This is a genomic window from Sphingomonas montana (assembly GCF_001956315.1).
GTDB lineage: Bacteria > Pseudomonadota > Alphaproteobacteria > Sphingomonadales > Sphingomonadaceae > Sphingomonas_R > Sphingomonas_R montana.
The window spans coordinates 1-17,581 of record NZ_MOLY01000042.1; the positions used below are offsets into that span (position 1 = coordinate 1).

At 69.6% G+C, this 17,581-nt stretch carries 23 protein-coding genes; 9 read left to right on the top strand and 14 right to left on the bottom strand.

The window, feature by feature from the left end; all coding sequences use genetic code 11:
- Both BKY59_RS17785 and BKY59_RS12160 read left to right on the top strand, forming a co-directional pair.
- Positions 1 to 501, top strand: a 501-nt coding sequence (locus BKY59_RS17785) for a PIG-L deacetylase family protein (RefSeq protein ID WP_420822094.1), incomplete at its 5' end; no start/stop codon positions are given.
- The gene (locus BKY59_RS12160; RefSeq protein ID WP_076071881.1) at positions 491 to 1,087 is read left to right on the top strand and encodes a class I SAM-dependent DNA methyltransferase; all 597 of its coding nucleotides are present in this window, start codon (positions 491 to 493) and stop codon (positions 1,085 to 1,087) included. The genes BKY59_RS17785 and BKY59_RS12160, both read left to right, overlap by 11 nt.
- On the opposite strand, the gene BKY59_RS12165 is transcribed toward BKY59_RS12160, so the two are convergent.
- Positions 1,013 to 2,056 (bottom strand): glycosyltransferase family 2 protein, encoded by a 1,044-nt coding sequence (locus BKY59_RS12165; RefSeq protein WP_076071883.1) that lies wholly within the window; start codon positions 2,054 to 2,056, stop codon positions 1,013 to 1,015. The genes BKY59_RS12160 and BKY59_RS12165 overlap by 75 nt on opposite strands.
- Positions 2,057 to 2,148: 92 nt before the next feature.
- On the opposite strand from BKY59_RS12165, the gene BKY59_RS12170 reads away from it, so the two are divergent.
- The gene (locus BKY59_RS12170) at positions 2,149 to 3,249 is read left to right on the top strand and encodes a PAS domain-containing protein (protein WP_076071885.1); all 1,101 of its coding nucleotides are present in this window, start codon (positions 2,149 to 2,151) and stop codon (positions 3,247 to 3,249) included.
- Positions 3,250 to 3,260: 11 nt separating this feature from the next.
- Complete coding sequence (locus BKY59_RS12175; RefSeq protein ID WP_240500090.1) at positions 3,261 to 3,716, top strand: response regulator; 456 nt, start codon at positions 3,261 to 3,263, stop codon at positions 3,714 to 3,716.
- 177 nt (positions 3,717 to 3,893) lie between these two features.
- Here the strand turns inward: BKY59_RS12175 and BKY59_RS12180 are convergent, their stop codons facing one another.
- From BKY59_RS12180 to flgB, 13 genes are all read right to left on the bottom strand, one after another.
- Complete coding sequence (locus BKY59_RS12180; protein ID WP_076071888.1) at positions 3,894 to 4,823, bottom strand: flagellar motor protein MotB; 930 nt, start codon at positions 4,821 to 4,823, stop codon at positions 3,894 to 3,896.
- Between the two features lie 4 nt (positions 4,824 to 4,827).
- Positions 4,828 to 5,691 carry a flagellar motor stator protein MotA gene (gene motA, locus BKY59_RS12185; RefSeq protein WP_076071889.1) on the bottom strand — a complete coding sequence of 288 codons (864 nt, stop codon included), beginning with the start codon at positions 5,689 to 5,691 and terminating at the stop codon, positions 4,828 to 4,830.
- A 271-nt stretch (positions 5,692 to 5,962) separates the two neighbouring features.
- Entirely contained in the window at positions 5,963 to 6,805 is an 843-nt protein-coding gene (locus BKY59_RS12190; RefSeq protein ID WP_076071891.1) for a flagellin, read from the bottom strand.
- Between the two features lie 14 nt (positions 6,806 to 6,819).
- Positions 6,820 to 8,163, bottom strand: a complete 1,344-nt coding sequence (gene flgK / locus BKY59_RS12195; RefSeq protein ID WP_076071893.1) for a flagellar hook-associated protein FlgK — start codon at positions 8,161 to 8,163, stop codon at positions 6,820 to 6,822.
- Positions 8,160 to 8,519, bottom strand: a complete 360-nt coding sequence (locus BKY59_RS12200; protein WP_083672108.1) for a rod-binding protein — start codon at positions 8,517 to 8,519, stop codon at positions 8,160 to 8,162. The genes flgK and BKY59_RS12200 overlap by 4 nt, the downstream gene beginning before the upstream one ends.
- The gene (locus BKY59_RS12205; protein WP_076071895.1) at positions 8,516 to 9,622 is read right to left on the bottom strand and encodes a flagellar basal body P-ring protein FlgI; all 1,107 of its coding nucleotides are present in this window, start codon (positions 9,620 to 9,622) and stop codon (positions 8,516 to 8,518) included. Before BKY59_RS12205 ends, BKY59_RS12200 begins: the two co-directional genes overlap by 4 nt.
- A gap of 4 nt (positions 9,623 to 9,626) precedes the next feature.
- Positions 9,627 to 10,277 carry a flagellar basal body L-ring protein FlgH gene (locus tag BKY59_RS12210; RefSeq protein ID WP_076072361.1) on the bottom strand — a complete coding sequence of 217 codons (651 nt, stop codon included), beginning with the start codon at positions 10,275 to 10,277 and terminating at the stop codon, positions 9,627 to 9,629.
- A 154-nt stretch (positions 10,278 to 10,431) separates the two neighbouring features.
- Entirely contained in the window at positions 10,432 to 11,220 is a 789-nt protein-coding gene (flgG, locus tag BKY59_RS12215; protein WP_076071897.1) for a flagellar basal-body rod protein FlgG, read from the bottom strand.
- Between the two features lie 28 nt (positions 11,221 to 11,248).
- Positions 11,249 to 12,001: a flagellar basal body rod protein FlgF gene (locus BKY59_RS12220; protein WP_076071899.1), complete on the bottom strand. Its 753-nt coding sequence runs from the start codon at positions 11,999 to 12,001 to the stop codon at positions 11,249 to 11,251.
- 15 nt (positions 12,002 to 12,016) lie between these two features.
- A complete protein-coding gene (locus BKY59_RS12225; protein WP_076071900.1) occupies positions 12,017 to 13,321 on the bottom strand; it encodes a flagellar hook protein FlgE in 1,305 nt (434 codons plus the stop codon).
- 28 nt (positions 13,322 to 13,349) lie between these two features.
- The gene (locus tag BKY59_RS12230) at positions 13,350 to 14,018 is read right to left on the bottom strand and encodes a flagellar hook assembly protein FlgD (protein WP_076071902.1); all 669 of its coding nucleotides are present in this window, start codon (positions 14,016 to 14,018) and stop codon (positions 13,350 to 13,352) included.
- Positions 14,015 to 14,419, bottom strand: a complete 405-nt coding sequence (gene flgC / locus BKY59_RS12235) for a flagellar basal body rod protein FlgC (protein WP_083672109.1) — start codon at positions 14,417 to 14,419, stop codon at positions 14,015 to 14,017. Before flgC ends, BKY59_RS12230 begins: the two co-directional genes overlap by 4 nt.
- 2 nt (positions 14,420 to 14,421) lie before the next feature.
- A complete protein-coding gene (flgB, locus tag BKY59_RS12240) occupies positions 14,422 to 14,775 on the bottom strand; it encodes a flagellar basal body rod protein FlgB (protein ID WP_076071905.1) in 354 nt (117 codons plus the stop codon).
- A 238-nt stretch (positions 14,776 to 15,013) separates the two neighbouring features.
- Between flgB and BKY59_RS12245 the strand changes: the two genes are divergently transcribed.
- The 5 genes from BKY59_RS12245 to BKY59_RS12265 all read left to right on the top strand — a co-directional run bounded on the left by BKY59_RS12245 (position 15,014) and on the right by BKY59_RS12265 (position 17,431).
- Complete coding sequence (locus tag BKY59_RS12245) at positions 15,014 to 15,691, top strand: MotA/TolQ/ExbB proton channel family protein (RefSeq protein ID WP_076071907.1); 678 nt, start codon at positions 15,014 to 15,016, stop codon at positions 15,689 to 15,691.
- Positions 15,691 to 16,149, top strand: coding sequence for a flagellar motor protein MotB (locus tag BKY59_RS12250; RefSeq protein WP_076071909.1), 459 nt, complete (start codon positions 15,691 to 15,693; stop codon positions 16,147 to 16,149). The genes BKY59_RS12245 and BKY59_RS12250 overlap by 1 nt, the downstream gene beginning before the upstream one ends.
- A 100-nt stretch (positions 16,150 to 16,249) precedes the next feature.
- Entirely contained in the window at positions 16,250 to 16,753 is a 504-nt protein-coding gene (locus tag BKY59_RS12255; RefSeq protein WP_076071911.1) for a flagella basal body P-ring formation protein FlgA, read from the top strand.
- A 67-nt stretch (positions 16,754 to 16,820) separates the two neighbouring features.
- Positions 16,821 to 17,105: a flagellar biosynthesis anti-sigma factor FlgM gene (flgM, locus tag BKY59_RS12260; RefSeq protein ID WP_076072363.1), complete on the top strand. Its 285-nt coding sequence runs from the start codon at positions 16,821 to 16,823 to the stop codon at positions 17,103 to 17,105.
- Complete coding sequence (locus BKY59_RS12265) at positions 17,102 to 17,431, top strand: hypothetical protein (protein ID WP_076071913.1); 330 nt, start codon at positions 17,102 to 17,104, stop codon at positions 17,429 to 17,431. Before flgM ends, BKY59_RS12265 begins: the two co-directional genes overlap by 4 nt.
- Positions 17,432 to 17,581: the final 150 nt, after the last annotated feature.

Genomic DNA, 17,581 nt, shown 5'->3' on the forward strand with positions numbered 1-17,581 from the left:
GGGCGGGAGGCGGGGCATGCGGTGCGCGTGCTGGGCGTGCGGCCGGCGGAGCATCTGGGGTGGCGCGACGCGGCCCCGCCGGCGGTGGGTGACGCGACGTTCCGGGCGGGGGCGCGGCGGCTGGCGATCCTGGTCGCGCGGCACCGGATCCGCGCGCTGGCGGTCTGCTGGTCTGGCGAGGCGCATTGCGACCATGCCGCCGCCGCGGCTCTGGCCCGGGCGGTCGTGCGCGCAGCAAGGGGACGCGTGCGGCTTTACGAGTATCTGGTGTGGGGCTGGACCGATCCGGCGCTGGGGGCGAAGCTGGCCGGGCGACGGACGCTGTCGGTAGACGTGGCGAGGGTACGCGGCGCGCATCGCCGGGCGATCGATTGCCACCGCAGCCAGACGGGAACGCGGATCCGCGGGGCGACCGACCCCTTCCGCCTGCCGCGCGCGATGATCGCGCTGACCCGCCGGCCGCGAACGGTGTTGCTGGAAGGAACCGGACATGCGGCGTGAGACGACGATCGGCGCGGACTATTTCGAGCAGATGTACCGCGATGATGCCGATCCGTGGAAGTTCGCGACGAGCGACTATGAGGCGGCGAAATATGACCGCACGCTGGCGGCATTGCCGGCCGGGCGGTTCGCGCGCGTGCTGGAGGTGGGTTGTTCGATCGGCGTGCTGACGCAGCGCATCGCACCGCGGTGCGATGCGCTGGTCGCGGTGGACGTGTCGGCGACGGCGCTGGCGCAGGCGGCCGAACGGTGCGCCGACCTGCGGCAGGTGACGTTCGCGCAGATGGCGGTGCCGGACCGGGTGCCGGACGGCGTGTTCGACCTCGTCCTGCTGTCGGAGGTCGTCTATTATCTGGACAGCGCCGATATCGTCCGGCTGGCGGACTATCTGCGCGGGGCCATGGCGGCGGGCGCGCACCTGCTGCTGGTCCATTGGACGGGCGTCACCGATTATCCGAAGACGGCCGATGCGGCGACGGAGGAACTGCGCGCGGCGCTGGGACCGGCGGTGTCAGCCGTCCATGCCGAGCGCCACGACGCCTACCGGCTCGACCTGTGGCGCGGGACGGAGCGGGACGCCGGTTGAGGCGGCGTCCGCCGCGTGACGGCGGGCACGGACGATGCGGCGCGCGGTCGCCACCGCGGTGGGCAGGGTCGCGAAGGTCAGCGGCCGGCGGTCGTCATGATCCTGCGGCGCGATCATGACATGGACCGGGTAGGTTTCGTGGAGCGGCATCTGCGCATCCTGCGATATCCAGGTGCGCAGCGTATCGGCCATGCCGCCGGGCGCGCGGCCGTGCGTGCGGCATGAGGTGAAGACACGGACGTCGCGGGCGTGACGGATGCGCCCGCCGGCGGCGCGGACAGCGGCGAACAGCGCGCGATCCTCGCCGACCGGCGGTGTGGGCGCGCCGCCGATCCGGCGATAAAGGCCGCGGGTCAGCGCCATGCTGGCCCCGCCCTCATAGCCGTGACAGGGCCAGGGATCATGCGCGGCGGCGGGCGCACGGAGATAGTCGACGGCGGTGAAATAGCGCCCGAGCAGGTTCAGCCGCGCGGCCGCGGCGGGGCCGAGCGCCGCCCGTTCGGCGCGTAGCGTCAGCGCGAGACCCGCGACGGCGTCGTGCCCGCCATCGATATGCGCGACCGTCCGCACGATCCAGTCCGGCGCGACGAGCGTATCGGCATCCGTGCCGAGCAGCAGGTCGCGATCGTCGGTCAGCCGGTCCGCCGCGGCATCGAGCGCGAGCCGCCGGGCCCAGCCGGCATGTGCCGCGCCCGGCAACATCGATGCCGCGCGGGCGTCCAGCCGGAAATGGCGCGGGCGATAGCCGGCAAGGATGGCGACGCTGTCGTCCGTGCAGCCATTGGCGAAGGCGACGACGGTGACGTGGCCCCGATACCGGGCGGCGGCGCGATCGATCGCGTCGAGACAGGCGGCGATCGTCTCGGCCTCGTCCCGCAGCGGGATGGCGACGGCGACGTTGCGGATCGCGACCGGGGCCGATTCCATCATGCCGCGGAGAATGACCGGCGGCAGGGTTCGTTCCGGCATGTTGACCTATGTTGGAACCGAGCGGTTCATCATCGGGTTCTAGACCGTTCAGGTAGGGAAATGGGCCGGCCAGGGCACGGAAACGAGTATCGATGCAGCAGAAAGAAGACTGGCGCCTGACCGAGCGCATCCTGCACGAAGTGGGCCGGGGCGATCCGTTCGCCGCGGCGATCCGCGGCACCCGGATGCCGATGGTCATCACCGATCCCCGCCAGCGGGACAACCCGATCGTGTTCGCCAACGAGGCGTTCCAGGACCTGTGCGGTTATGCGCGCGACGAGATCATCGGGCGCAACTGCCGGTTTCTGCAGGGGCCTGACACCGACCGCGATGCCGTTGCCCGATTGAGGGACGCGATCCGCGCGGAGGAACCGATCAATGTCGACCTGCTGAATTACCGGCGCGACGGCAGCACGTTCTGGAACGCGCTGTACGTCAGCCCCGTGCGCAGCGAGGACGGCGAGATCCAGTTCTATTTCGCATCGCAGATGGACGTGACCCACCGGGTGGAAGCGCAGGACACCATCGCGGCGCAGAAGGCCGACATCGAGGAACAGGTCCGCCGCCGGACCGCGGACCTGGAAGCCGCGCTCGAGACCAAGACGCTGTTGCTGCACGAGGTGGACCACCGCGTGAAGAACAACCTGACGATGGTCGGGTCGCTGTTGCGGTTGCAGGCGCGGGCCATACCGGACCGGTCGCTCAGGACCACGCTGGAAACGATGCTGGAACGGGTGGACGCGCTGGCGACGGTCCACCGCCGGCTGTATCAGAACCGTGATATCCACCGGTTCGATGCCGGGGCGTTCGCGCATGATCTGACCAGCGACATACTGGCGGGCACCGGGCGCGACGACATCGTGCTGGAAACCGATGTCGCGTCGGTCGAGATCCGCGCGGCGGACGCGACTGCGCTGGGGCTGATCCTGAACGAACTGGTGGTGAACGCGGTGCGCCACGCCTTTGCGGACGATCGGCCGGGCACGCTGGCGTTGAAGGTGTACCGCGACGGCGAGACGGGCCGGATCGAGCTGCGTGACGACGGGCCGGGGTTCGACGTGGATGCCGCGGAAGGCGGCACGATCGGGCGGACACTGGTCGCGCGCCTGTCGCGCCAGTTGCGCGCCGAGACCGTGTGGCGGAACGCGAACCCCGGCACATGCGTATTGATGTCCTTCCCCGTCGCGACATGAAGGACAAACGGTTGCCCCATCCCCCGTTGCGCGTCCTGATCGTGGAGGACGAAGCGTTGCTCGCGATGGATATCGAGGCAATCGTTGCGGATTGCGGGCACGACGTGGTTGCGGAGGCGGCGAGCCTGGTCGAGGTCGGCGCGCTGCATGGGCTGGCCCCGCCCGACTTGGCATTCGTGGACATCCAGCTGGCCGAAGGGTCGAACGGGCTGGACGTGGCGGCACTCATCAGGCGGCAGTGGACCGACACGGCGGTGGTGTTTGTCACCGCAAACCCGAAGAAGGTGCCTGACGATTTCGCGGGGGCCTACGGGATCATCCCCAAGCCCTTCTCGCGATCCGGGCTGATGGCGGCGATGCGCTATATCGAGGAAGGTCTGTGCGACCCGCCGCCGGTGTCGCAGCCACCGCGCAGTTTCCTGACGTCGCCCGCGGTGCGTGCGGACTGGGCCGCGGCAGGCGGATAGGTTGGAGGCCTTGGTTTTGTCGAGGCTTGCCAACCCATCCCAGAGTTCGGTCCATGCCGAGCGCAGTCGAGACACCTTACCCCTGAGCTTAGCCAAGGGCGATTACAGCCGCCTCGGCTGTGCTCGACGGGTCCCTCGACTGCGCTCGGGATCGGCGGTTCAGGGTAAGCGTTGCGCCTAATGCGCTGCCGGTGCCGGCGTGGCGTCCGCCATGTGGATGGGTTCGTCGACGGGGGCGGCGCCCCTGGACCAGGCGAGAGTGATCGACATGCGGCGGTTGCGCGGGTCGTACAGGTTGCCGGGGACATAGGGTTCGCGTTCGGCGACCCCCTCGATCCGGGCAAAGCGGGCGGGGCCGACGCCGGAGTCCGCCAGCGCCTTGCGCGTCGCTTCCGCCCGCGCGCTCGACAGCGTCCAGTTGTTGACGGTGCGGCCCGCGGTATAGGGCAGCGCGTCGGTATGGCCGCGGACGATGACGTCGTTGGGCGTGGCCGCGATGACGGTGGCGACCTGCTGCATCAGCGCCTGCGCGGCAGGCAGCAGCGCCTGCGTGCCGAGCGCGAACATCGCGAAATCTGATTCGTCGACCAGGTCGATCCGCAACCCTTCGCGCGTGTCGGTAAAGCGGACGTTGCGCCGCAGCCGCGCGAGTTTCGGGTCGCGCTTCATCCGGTCGTCCAGCTGGCGTTTCAGCCGGGCGAAGCGCGCCTGGTCCTTCGCCTTGATTCCGTCGCCCTCCTTCGTGCCGCCGGTGGCACCCTTGGGGATGGTGATGCTCTTGGTGCCGCTCTGGTGTGCGCCGTGCGCGTATTTCTCCTTCGCGGTCAGCGAATCACCGCCGAACGGGCCGTTGGCACCGGCCGACTTCGACCGCAGTTCGACCAGCGTGGGGGCGAAATAGTCGGCGATGCCCTTGCGCTGTTTCTCCGTCGTGGCGCCCAGGATCCACATCAGCAGGAAGAACGCCATCATGGCGGTTACGAAATCGGCATAGGCGACCTTCCACGCGCCGCCGTGATGGCCGCCATGGTTCGCCTCGATGATCTTGCGGACGATGATCGGGCGGACGGGTTCCGGATCCCGGCTCCGCTTGGCGTGGGAGGCCACCGGCTCAGCGCCCGCGCATGCCGTCGAACACGTCGGCGAAGGCCGGCTGGTTCGAATGGGTGATGCCGGACCGCGCGGCCTCGATCACCAGCGGCAGCGGGTGGCCGTGAAGCGAGGCGATGATGATCTGCTTCACGACCTGATAGATCGCGGCGTCGCCCTCGACCACCTGGCGGCAGCGGCCGGCGAACGGCCCGACGATGCCGTAGGCGAGCAGGATGCCGAGGAAGGTGCCGACGAGCGCCGAACCGATCATCGCGCCCAGGATGGCCGGCGGCTGGTCGATCGAGCCCATCGTTTTCACCACGCCCAGCACGGCTGCGACGATGCCGAGCGCGGGGAGCGCGTCGGCCAGGTTCTGAAGCATGTCGGCCGGGCGGATGGCATCATGGTGGTGCGTCTTCAGCGCATTGTCCATCACGTCCTCGACCGCCATCGGATCGAGCGTGCCGGACGACACGACGATCAGCCGCAGCGTATCGCAGATGAGGTGGACGAGCGTATTGTCCTTCAGCAGGCGGGGATATTCCGCGAAGATGGCGGAGGATTTGGGATCCTCGACATGCGCCTCCAGCGCGACCGGCCCTTCGGTACGGAGCTTCTTCATCAGGCCCGACACCAGGAAGATGACGTCCAGATAATCCTTGCGGTTGAACCGGTTGCCCTTGAACACCGTGACGAAGCCGCCGCCGAACTGCTTCAGCTCCTTCATCGAATTGCCGGCCACGATCGCGCCGACCGCGGCCCCGCCGATGATGAGCATCTCGTGCGGCATGGCGTGCAGCACGGGGCCGAGATCGCCGCCGGTGAGCGCGAACCCCCCGAACACCATCAGCAGCAATATGACGAGGCCGATGCCTGCGAACATGCGATTCTACCCTTGGAACAGTATGCGGCCGACGGGTGCGATCATGGACCTGCACTTGCCTCAATCAGGTTAACGGCGCGGGGGTGGGGGGTTTATGATTGATGGCGCATTAGGGGTTATTGGGGGGGGCTCTCATCCCTGTCCGTCCGTCCCGAGCGCAGTCGAGGGGCTTCTTCGAGCGTAGTCGAGAAGCGCGAAGGAAGGAGACCTCGGCTGCGCCCGGTCGGTCCCTCGACTGCGCTCGGGATGGGCGGTTTTCAGGTGACTTCGATCAGCCCAGGACGTCGAACAGGCTTTTCGCGTTGATCTTGCCAAACACCTGGTTGGCGATATCGAGCGTGGTCATCTTCTGCTGGATCAGCGTGATGAGCGCGGCGGTGTCGACGCCCTCGACGCCGGCGCGGGCGTCGGTCAACGACAGGTCGGCTTCGGCGATCGTTTCGCGGGTCCGGTCGATCCGTGCGGCGTCCATGCCCTGTGCGGCGTGCGCGTCGATGACGTGGGCAGAGGCGGCGGCGACCGCGACGACGGCGGCGCTGCGGTCGGACGGCGATCCGCTTTCGGCGGCGACGGCAGCGGCCTCCAGGATGTCGGCGATGCTGGCCGGGCCGGCGGCGGTGGCGACGCCGGCAAAGACCGTGTCGCGCGAAACCGTGCCGCTGGCCAGCGTGCCGGCGGCGATCGGGAAGCGCGCCGGCGCGCCGGCGGGGAAGACGTCCTGCCCGCGGCTGTCCTTCTGCACGGTGGCGGCGGCGATGTCGGCCGCGATCCCGCGCAGTTCGGTGGCCATTCCGGCGCGCTGTTCGGGTGTGTAGGTATCGGTCGCGGCCTGCAGCGTCAGTTCACGCGCGCGGTCGAGCCGGGTGGTGACGTTGGCCAGGCCGGCATCGGCGCGGGTGGCGAGCGTGGCGGCGGTGTCGGCATTGGCGGCATAGGCGGCGTTGTTCGCCTGATCCCGCCGCAGGCCGGAGATCCGGACCGCGGCCTGCGGATCGTCCGAAGCGACCTGGACCGATTTCTGCGTCGCCAGCTGCGTCGACAGCCGGTCGATGGTCTGGCGGAGCTGGGCCGACCGGTTGAGGTCCGGGCTGAACCGGTTGCGCGGGGTTATCATGCAGGTTCTCCCGGTCAGAACAGCTGGAGGATGGTGGCGAGCGTATCGCGCGCCGTCTGGAGGACCTTGGCCGAGGCGCTGTACGCCTGCTGGTAGCGAAGCAGGTCGCTCGCCTCGCGGTCGAGGTCGACGCCGGACACGGCATCGCGTGCGGCGAAGGCGCTGTCGCTGCGCGTGGCGGTGGCGGCGGCTTCCGACCGGCTGGCGGACAGCGTCTGCGCGTTGAGGCCGATCAGCGATTCGATGCGCGCCTCCGCCCCGTCCGGGCCGCGGAAGCCGGCGAAGGCGACCGCATTGCCGTTGGCGATGCCGTCCTTGCCCGCGGCGATCGCGTTGCCGGTGACGCCCGCGATCAAAGTGAGCGAGGCGGCGTCAGTGCCGGCGAGCAGTGCGCCGCCCGCCGCGCCGGACGGCGTGGTGCCCGCGGCGTTCCAGCCGTTCACCTGGGCCGCGAACCCGGCGGCGATCCCGTCGAGGGCGGTGCGGCTGCCCGCGACCTGGCGTGCGGCATCGACCAGCCCGGCCATCGCGCCGCCGGTGGGGACGACCGCGACGACCGTATCGCCGCGGACCGAAAGCGCGAGGCGGCCGTCGGCGGCGCGTTCGACGGCGACTGCGTTGCGCGTGCCGCCGGACAGGAGGGGCGTGCCGGCATTGCCGGTGAGTGCGACGGTGACGGCACCCTTGGCATCGAAGCTGGTGTCTATGCCGATCCGTTCGGACAGCCCGTCGAGCAGCCGGTCGCGTTCGTCGGCCAGGCTGGCGGCGGCGCCGGTGCCGGGCGTGGCGCGGGCCAGCGCGAGATTGACCTTTCCGAGCGCGGTCAGATCGTCGTTGATCCCCTGCGCCATCGTGTCGGCCTGATCGCCGATGCCCTTGCCGACGCGGGTCAGCGCGTCCGCGGCGGTACGGATGCCGGTCGCCGCCTGGTCGAGCGTGGACACCATGGTCTGGCGCGCCAGCATGTCGTTCGGGCCGGCGGACAGCGCGGTGGCAGCGGAGAAGACCGCGGTGAGTTTCGCGCCGACGCCCCGATCGTCGTCCGGTAGCGCGGTTTCGGCAGCGGACAGCCATTCGGTGCGGGTGGCGGCGCGGGCGGCGTCGGACGACGACAGCCGGGCGTCGGCGGCCTTGAAATCATCCCACACCCGCGCGATCGCGCCGACCGCGACGCCGCCCTGCCGCGCGGACCCGGTGCCGTACGGATCGCCGCCGGTGGTCGCGCCGATATCCTTCAGCTGCGTCTGGCGGCGGGTGTAGCCGGGCGTGTCGACGTTGGCGGTGTTTTCCGCGACGGTCGACAGCGCGGTGCGGTACGCGCGGATGCCCGAGGCACCAATGCCGATCAGATCGTTCATTCGGGCAGCGCCGGGGTGGGCGGCACCGGTGCGGCCGGCGCGGGCGCGACGAGGCCGGCGGCGCTGGCGGGATTGGCGTCGAACTGTTTCAGCAGCATCTGCGCCACGCCGAAGCCGCCGGCGTCGGTCATGCTGTCGGCCAGCCGGCCGTCCTGCATGTCGCGAAATTGCGCGGAGGCCGAACTGTCCAGCGCCCCTTCGGCCAGCGATGCCTGGCGCATCGATCCGATGATCTGGCGGAGGAAGACCGCTTCGAACTGCTTGGCGACCTTGGCCAGCCCGTCCTTCTGCGCGGCGAGCGAGACGTTCGCGGCGCTGGTGCCGGCGGCGGGGGTGGTGTTCGATATGGTCGTCATAGCACCACCAGCTCTGCCTTCATGGCGCCGGCCTGTTTCAGCGCCTCCAGGATGGCGACGAGGTCGGCGGGGGAGGCGCCGATCGCGTTCACCGCCTTCACGATGTCGGCCAGCGACGCACCGGGGCGGAAATTGACCATCGGGTTGCGGCGTTCCTCGACCGTGATGGTGCTGGCCGGTTCGAGCGCGGTCTGGCCGCGCGAGAAGGGCGCGGGCTGGACGATGCGGGGGTCCTCGTCGACCTTCACCGTCAGCTTGCCGTGCGCGACCGCGGCGGGCGAGATGCGGACCGCGCCGTTGATGACGACCGTGCCGGTGCGCGCGTTGACGATGACGCGGGCGGCGGCGTCGGCCGGGTCGACCGGCAGGTTTTCGATCTGCCCCATCAGCAGCGTGCGGCCTTCCGCGCCGCGCGGCGCGTCGATCGCGACCGACACGGCGTCGATGGCGTGTGCGCGCTGGCCGGCGAAGGCCAGGTTGATCGCGGTCGCGACGCGGCCGGCGGTGGTGAGGTCGGCCTCCGACAGGTTGAACACCAGCGCGTTGGACGCGAAACCGGTGTCGACCGCGCGTTCGACCGAGGCCCCGCCGGGGATACGCCCGGCGGTGGGGACGTTGACGGTGAGTTTGGATCCGTCGGCGGCATCGATGCCGAGCCCGCCGACCGCGAGGTTGCCCTGCGCCATGGCGTAGAGCTGACCATCCGCACCCAGCAAGGGCGCGGCGATCAGCGCGCCGCCGCGCAGCGACTTGGCCTTGCCGAGCGCCGACACGGTGATGTCGAGCCGCTGGCCGGGCTTGGCAAAGGCGGGCAGTTCGGCGGTGATGAGGACGGCGGCGGCGTTCTTCAGCGACGGGTTGATGCCCGGCGGAAGGGTAAGGCCGAAGCGCTGGACGGCGCCCTTCATGCCCGCGACGGTATATTCGAGGCCGTCGTCGCCGGTGCCGGCGAGGCCCACCACGATGCCGTAGCCGGTCAGCTGGTTGGAACGGACGCCCTGGAAGGTGCCGAGATCCTTGATCCGGTCGGCCCGCGCGGGGGCGGCGAGCGCCCACGGACCGGCAAGGGCAGCAAGCAGCAGGATGAGTCGGCGGATCGTCATGCCGTCAGAATGGGCTGAGCATCGTGAAGAAGCGGTTAAGCCAGCCGGCGCGGCTGGCGCGTGCGATCTCGCCAGATCCGGAATAGGTGATGCGCGCATCGGCGACGCTGGTAGAGGCGACGCGGTTGTCGGGCAGGATGTCCGCCGGCCGGACGATGCCGGAGATGCGGATATATTCGTCGCCGCGGTTCAGCGTCACCTGCTTTTCGCCGCGGACCATGAGGTTGCCGTTGGGCAGCACGCGTTCGACGGTGACGGTGACCTCGCCGGTCAGCGCGTTCGCCTGCGTCGCGGAACCGGTGCCGGCAAAGGTGCTGCCGCCGCCCACGCTGGCCTCCGCCGCGCGGAAGAAGGACAGCGGGCCGACGGCGGGCGGGGTGAGGCCGATATTGCCGTTGCGGTCGGTGGAGGCCGAGTTGCTCTTCACCGCCTGCGTCCGTTCGACCAGCACGATCGACAACGTATCGCCGATGCGCGCGGCGCGGGCACCGGAGGTGAGCGCGGCATAGCCGGTCGATGCCTGGTAGATGCCGCCGTTCGCGACCGGGGCTGCGGCCTCGACCGGCATGCTGGCCGCGTAGCTGACCGGCGGCGTCTTCGGCCGGCGCGCGTCGACCGGATTGGCGTGGACCGCGAAGGCGAGGCCGGCCGCCATGGTGAGCGCCCAGAGGCCCGCGCCCTGCCGCGCGATGCGGAGCGACACGGCGTCGGGGTCCGACGGCATCGCGTGCGTCGAGGTCGACAAGCGTTCTCGACAGGCTCGAACCAAGCGGAGAGGGGCGGAATGAAACGGCGCGGTCATCACCGGGTCAGAGCTGCTGGTTGACATATTGCAGCATCTCGTCGGTTGCCTTGATCATCTTGGAATTGACCTCATAGGCACGTTGCGTCTCGATCATGTCGACCAGTTCCTCGACCACGTTGACGTTGGATGCCTCCAGGCTGTTCTGCTGGATGAGGCCGCGCCCTTCGAGGCCGGCATCGCCGACCTGCGGTGCGCCCGATGCGGCGGTTTCGGTGAGCAGGTTGTTGCCCGCGGCCTGGAGACCGGCGGCGTTGGTGAAGCGCGCGAGCTGGATCTTGCCGAGTTCGCTCGTCTCCGTCTGCCCGGCCAGCATCGCGGACACCGTGCCGTCGGTGCCGATCGTGATCGCCGTGGCGCCTTCCGGTATCGTGATTTCGGGCAGGACGGACATGCCGTCCGCGGTCACCAGCCTGCCATCGGCGGACTGGTTGAAATCGCCTGCGCGGGTGTAGCCGGTCTTGCCGTCGGGCATCTGGATCTGGAAATAGCCGCCGCCCTCGATCGCGAGATCGAGCGGGTTGCCGGTGACCTGTGTCGACCCCTGCGTGTCGATGCGCGCGGTGCCGTTGATCTGGACACCGGTGCCGAGGTTCGTGCCGATCGCATATTTGTCGTCGCCCGACGACGTGGCACCGGCGGCGGTGATCGCCTGGTAGGCAAGCGTTTCGAAGGAAGCGCGGTCGCGCTTGAACCCGGTGGTGTTCACGTTGGCCAGGTTGTTGGCGATGACGCGCATCCGGGTGGACTGCGCATCGAGCCCGGTGCGGGCGACGTGGAGGGCGGCGTTGGTCATGGGAGGCTACTCCGGAGAGAGAAGGGGATCAGTCGAGGCTCATCAGCTTGGTCGCGTCGGTGTCGATTTCCTTGGCGGAGGCCAGCATCTTCACCTGCGAATCCCAGGACCGGCTGGCGTCGATCATCTCGATCAGCGCGGTCGATGCGTTGACGTTCGACCCTTCGAGCGTTTCGGTGGCGAGCTTCGCTTCCGGATCGGACGGCAGCGTGCCGCCGCCGCGGACGCGGAACAGGTTGTCGGTGCCCTTCACGATCGTGGAGCCGGCGGGCGACACGAGTTTCAGCCGATCGACCTGGACCAGTACGGTGTTCGGCTGACCCGCGGGGACGATGCGGACGACGCCCTGGTCGTCGATCCGGACGTCGTCGTACGGGGGCAGCGTGATCGGGCCGCCTTCGCCCAGCACGGGCGTGCCGTCGCCATTGGTCAGCAGGCCGCTGTCCGACACCGCCAGATCGCCGCGGCGGGTGTAGGATTCCTCTCCGTCGGCGGCCTGCACCGCGAGCAGCGCATCGCCGTGCAACGCGACGTCGAGCGCGCGGCCGGTATGGTTGAACGCGCCCTGCGTCATGTCCGACGTCATCAGTTCCTCCGATGCCATCGCGCGCGCGGTGAGGCCGGGCGTGCTGCCCGTCGACTGGATGTAGAGCGCGGTCGACGCCGACCGATCGCCGCGGAAACCGACGGTGTTGGCGTTGGCCAGGTTGTTGGCGATCGTGGTCTGGCGGGCCATGGCGGCCCGCATGCCCGATGCGGCGGAATATCCGAGCCGGTCCATGGATCAGCGCCCCCCTTAGCTGCTGCGCAGATTGACGGCGATCGACGTCATCTGGTTCGCGGTGTCGATCGCCTTGGCGTTCGCCTGGAAATTGCGTTGCGCGGTGATGAGCGCGACCAGTTCCTCGGTGATGTCGACATTGGCGGTTTCGAGCTGGCCGGTGCTGATCGACCCCAGGCCGCCGGCGCCCGCCTCGCCCACGGTCGCGGCACCGGATTCACCGGTCTGCGTCCAGGCGGCGTCGCCCAGCTGACGCATGCCGGCCGGGTTGGCGAAGGTGGCGATGACCAGCTTGCCCAGTTTCCGGTCGTCGCCGTTGGAGTAGGTGGCGGTGACCAGGCCGTCCTTGCCGATCGACACATTGTCGAGCTTGCCGACCGGCACGCCGTCCTGCGTCAGGTTGGTGGTCGAGAAGGCGGCGGTCGACTGCCGCGTCGCGGTGCCGAAATCGACCGAGAGGTTTAGCGGGCCGGCGGCCCCCCGCGGCGTCGCCGCGCCGTAGCGGACCGCGGTGGTGGGGGCGGTCATCCGCCCTTCGGCATCGAAGGTCAGCCGCGCCGCGACGGCGGGCACGGTGGCGGCCCCGTCCGCGCTGAGTTCGGTATCGCCGACGAAGGTGCGCGCCGACCAGCTGCTCGACTTGTCCGTCTCGGTCGGTGCGGTGTCGCGGCTGTAATAGGTCGTCGCCTGGAACGCGGCACCGGCGCTGTCGTAGACGGTGGAGGTGGCCGAGAAATTATAGCTGTTCGGATCGAGCCGATCGAACGTGTAGCCATTTGCATATTGCGCGCGCGACGCGGGCACGATGGCGTCGGACGGCAGGTTGACGGTCTGGCTGACGCGTTCGGTGGCGCGTGCGGTGCCGCTGATCTGCGGAATCGTCAGGTTGCGGGTGGCGGACAGGCCGGTCGCGGTGACGGCGCCGGTGGTGTCGACCGGCAGGACCTGGAGATAGGCGCCGCGACTGTCGATGACGTTGTTGTCCTTGTCCGTGCCGAACGCGCCGTTGCGGGTGTAGCTGGTCTGGCCGCCCGACTGCTCCTGATGCGTGACGAAGAAGCCCTGGCCCGAGATCATAAGGTCGAGGCCGCGTTCCGACGTCTGGATGCCGCCCTGGCTGAATTCCTGGTCGATGCTCTGCAGCCGCGTGCCGCTGCCGGCCATGTTCGCGGACTGGAACGGCGAGGCGGACATGATGTCGCCGAAATCCGCCCGGCTCTTCTTGAATCCGGTCGAGCCGACGTTGGCGACGTTGTTGGACACGACCGACAGGTTGGTCTGCGCGGCCTTCAGGCCGGAAAGCGAGGTGTAGAAGGACATGGATTGCTCCGGATCTTGAAAAGGGGGCTCAGCCGAGTTTCAGCGCGGCGTCGGGCGCGATCAGCCCGAGCGGGGTGACGAGGCGGGTGGTGGCCCCGCCGGCGGGCGACTGGACCCCGCCGATCGCGGCCCAGCTGGCGGTGGTGGCGGCGATCGCGCCGTCCGGCCCGCGCGCCGAGACGCGGATCGTGAGCGGGCCGCCGGCCGCGGGGGTGCCGTCCGCGGCCTTGCCGTCCCACGAGAAGCCGACCGTACCGGCATTCTGTTCGCCCAGTGCGCGCGAATGGACGACGGTGCCGTTGCCGTCGATCAGGTCGAGCGTCACCGCCGACGCGTCGTCGGGCAGGGCGATCTCGCCGGCATAGCGACCGTCGGACAACGGCGTGGCGGTGTCGGTCGCGACGAGCGCGTTGCGGCCGATCCAGCTGGCGGCGTCGCCGATCCGCGAGGCGGACAGGCTTTCCTTGATCGCGCTGAGGCTTGTGTTCATCTCCGATATGCCGGCGACCGAGCTGAACTGCGCCATCTGGGCGACCATCTGGGTGTTGTCGACCGGGCTGAACGGGTCCTGCGTCTTCAGCTGGGTGGTCATCAGTTTCAGGAAGGACGACTGGTCGAGCGTGCTGCTCTTGGCCGTCTTGGCCGCGGCGGTGTTGGCGATCGACAGGGAATCGGTCGAAAGGGCGGTAACGGTCATTTGCCGATCCTCAACGTGTCTAGGGTGAGCGTCTTGGCGGTCTGCATGACCTGGACGTTGTTCTGGTACTGGCGGGCGGTTTCCATCATCTCGACCATCTCGGCCGCGCTATCGACGCCGGCATCCCACACATCGCCGTTCTGGTCGGCCAGCGGGCTGTCCGGTGCATGGCGGCGGGTGGGCTCGGTCGCGGCGGCGACGACCCGGTCGACGCGGACGGTGGCGACGCCGGCGCTGGCCGTCACCGCGCTGAACACCGGTTTCAGCGATCGGAACGCGCCTTCCTTCGTGGTCGACACGGTGCCGGCATTGGCCAGGTTGGACGCGGTGGTGTTGAGCCGCAGCATCTGCGCGGACATGGCGCGCCCGGCGATATCGTAGACGGACAGGGGGCCGGTCATTTTCATTCGCCTTTCAGGGCCTGCATCACGGTCTGGATGCGGCCTTCGAGGAAGGAGAGCGTCGTCCGGTACTGGACGGCGTTTTCGGCAAAGGCGGTCTGTTCGGTCGTGAGTTCGACCGTGTTGCCGTCGAGCGAGCTTTCGAGCGGCACGCGGTACTGGACCGCCGCATCGGCCGCGCCGTTGACGCTGGACCCGGCCGACGCGGCGGCGAGCGCCTTGCCGAAATCGATGTCGCGCGCCTTGTAGTTCGGCGTCGCGGCATTGGCGATGTTGGACGCCAGCATGGCAAGCCGCTGGCTGCGGAGCGCGAGCGCATTGCCGTGCATGCCGAACAGGGGGTCGATGCCGGCCATGAACTGCCTTTCCTTCTAAAGTTTGGTGCGGACCGGTCGTTCCCTTTGGTGAGGGGCGGCTGGTCCGGGTGCGATGGCGCTGTCTATGCACGGGCATATGCAGAGGTCGTGCCAAGTTGGACCCGGCGGTCGCCGAAACGCCGGACACTTAGGTGTTGCCGGCCGACCGGCAGGATTTTGCCGGGACCGGCAGAAATTTGCCGGTCGTTGCCGGTGGTGCGGCGGAACGTGGGGAAATATGGGCTTTCTGGACAGTATCGGCCGCTTCATCGATCTGCTCGCGATCCTGATCGTGTTCGGCGGCACGCTGGCGATCACGGCGTTGCGTTCGACGCGTGCCGATCTGGGCGCGGCGGGGGCGAGCCTGGCCGTGCTGTTCCGCGCGGACCCGGCGGCCGACGCACTGGCGGCGCGGGTGGCGGTGGGACGGATCGAGGCGCTGGCGCAGGTCCGCACGATCGCGTGCGTCGACCGGGTGACGACGGCGGGGCCGTTCCTGCGGCAGGCGGCGCTGGAACTGGCCAATGCGGCGAGCGCGCGCGGTTTCGCGCTGTGGGCCGAGGATGCGATCGCGGCGCGGCGGGCACGGCACGACCGGGTCGCGGCGGTGTGGCGCGCGGCGGCGGACGGTGCGCCGGCGATGGGGATGGTCGGGACGGTCGTGGCGCTGATCGCGATGTTCGGCGCGATGGACGATCCCGCCGCGATCGGCCCGGCGATGGCGGTGGCGATGCTGACCACGCTGTACGGGCTGGTGCTGGGCAATGTGGTGGCGGGGCCTATCGCGGCGCGGCTGGAACGATTGTCGGAGGAGGAAGCCGCGTGGCAGGACTGGGTGGTGCGGCGGCTGGCGCTGCTGGCGCAGGCCGAGCTGGACACGCCGTCGCGCGTGGTGCCGTTGCAGGCGGTGGCATAATGCGACCGGTCCGCCGAGCCGGCGGGCGGTGGCTAATGAGCTTTGCCGACCTGTGCCTGTTGCTGCTGGGGTTCTTCGTGCTGCTGCAGGCGCAGCGCGGGCAGGCGGGGGCGGTGAGCGCGGGCATGCGCGCGGCGTTCGGCGGCGTGACGGGTGCTTCGAACGCGTCAGACGCGGCGGCGGACTGGTTCGAGCCGGGCGAAGCGGTGTTTCGCGCCGGCGTGGCGGACCGGTTGCGGGTGCTGGGCGCGCAGGCCGGGACGCGGCGGGTGACCGTGGAAAGCCGCGGGGCCGACCGGTCGGGGCGGCGGTTCGACGCGTGGGAACTGGCCGCGGCGCGCGCGGCAGCGGTGGCGCGCGCCGTGGCGGCGGGCGGGGTGGATCCGGCGCGGGTGGATCTGGTGATGACTCCGTCGCACGAGGCCGGGGCGCAGGTGATCGTGGTGCGGATGCGGTGAAATTTCCCAGCCCCCGCGTTCAGGGAAGGGGCTTACTGGTGTGCGTTGCAACTGGCGCGGGGATTGCAACGTGCCTGCCGATACCATCGGAGTTGCCCCCATGACGCCCATCCTGTTCCTCGCGCTGCTGGTCGGTCCTGCGTTCCAGAATCTGGATGCGGTGGAGCGCGCGGTGGTGATCGCGGCGGGGGCCGATATCGGGGCGCCGGGCGGGCCTGTCGCGCCCATTGACCGGCGGCTGAAGCTGGCGGCATGCCCGCAGGTAACCGCCGATCCGCCGTATCAGAATGCCATCACGGTACGCTGCCCGGCGATCGGCTGGCGGTTGCGCGTGCCGTTGTCGCGGGGGCCGCAGGCGGCGGAGGATGCGCCGGTGCGCGGTGTCGCATACAGCCGGCCGGAGCGGGCCGAGCCGGTAATCCGGCGCGGCGATCCGGTCGACCTGGAGGCCGGATCGGGCGCGTTCGTGGTAAGTACGCAGGCGGTGGCGCAGGAAGACGGTGCACCGGGTGCGCGGATCCGCGTGAAATCCGACGGGAAAGCGGCGGTCATCCTGGCCGAGGTCGTTGAGTCGGGACGGGTCAGGATTCCCGGATTTAAATGATCCCGAAACCTGCCGTTATAGGGTTATGAAGCCGGCGGCCCTCACGGCCGGCGGCACGGGACCCAGGATGATGATCAACGGTATCGCACCCGCATCGAACGCACGGACGGAGACCGCCCGCACCAGCACCGCGCGCGCCGCGGCTTCGGCCAAGGTGGAGGCGAAGCTGGATCGGCCGGCCGGTCTGACGCCGCCGTCGCTGGCCGCCGACATGGTGAGCGCGATGGGCCCGCCGCTGGACCTGGCGAAGATCGAGGCGATCCGCAGCGCCATCGCCGAGGGGCGCTACGCGATCGACCCGACCGCGATCGCGGACCGGATGGTCGATACCGACCTGCCGGTGCAAGGGTGAGCGGCGCGGCGATCGACCGGCTGATCGAGACGCAGCGCGCATTGGTCGCGGCGCTGGACAGCGGCCATCCCGACGATATCGAGCGCGCGACCGCGCTGGTGCAGGCGGCGGTCGACGGTGTCCGCACGGTGGGCAGCTGGCATGCCGACGCGGACCTGCGCGAACGGTTGCGGACCGCGCTTGCCACCAGCGACGCCGCGCGGATGCGGACCGGATATCATGCGGACCGCACGCGGCGGCGGCTGGCGATGGTCGCCTCGCTCCGCCGCCCGGCGGCGGTGGCGAGCTATGGCCGCAACGGGGGGTTCCGGCTGGCGGGGCTTTGAGAGGCCTGCGGTCGGATTTGATCGGATGACGGGTTGGGGCGGCACCGTACCCCTTCCCCGTCATCCCAGCGTCCGCTGGAATGACGGTGGATCTGCCAGCACCTAAGTCCTCCAGAAGCTGGCATGACCTTTGCTTGTTTGCGTCCGTAC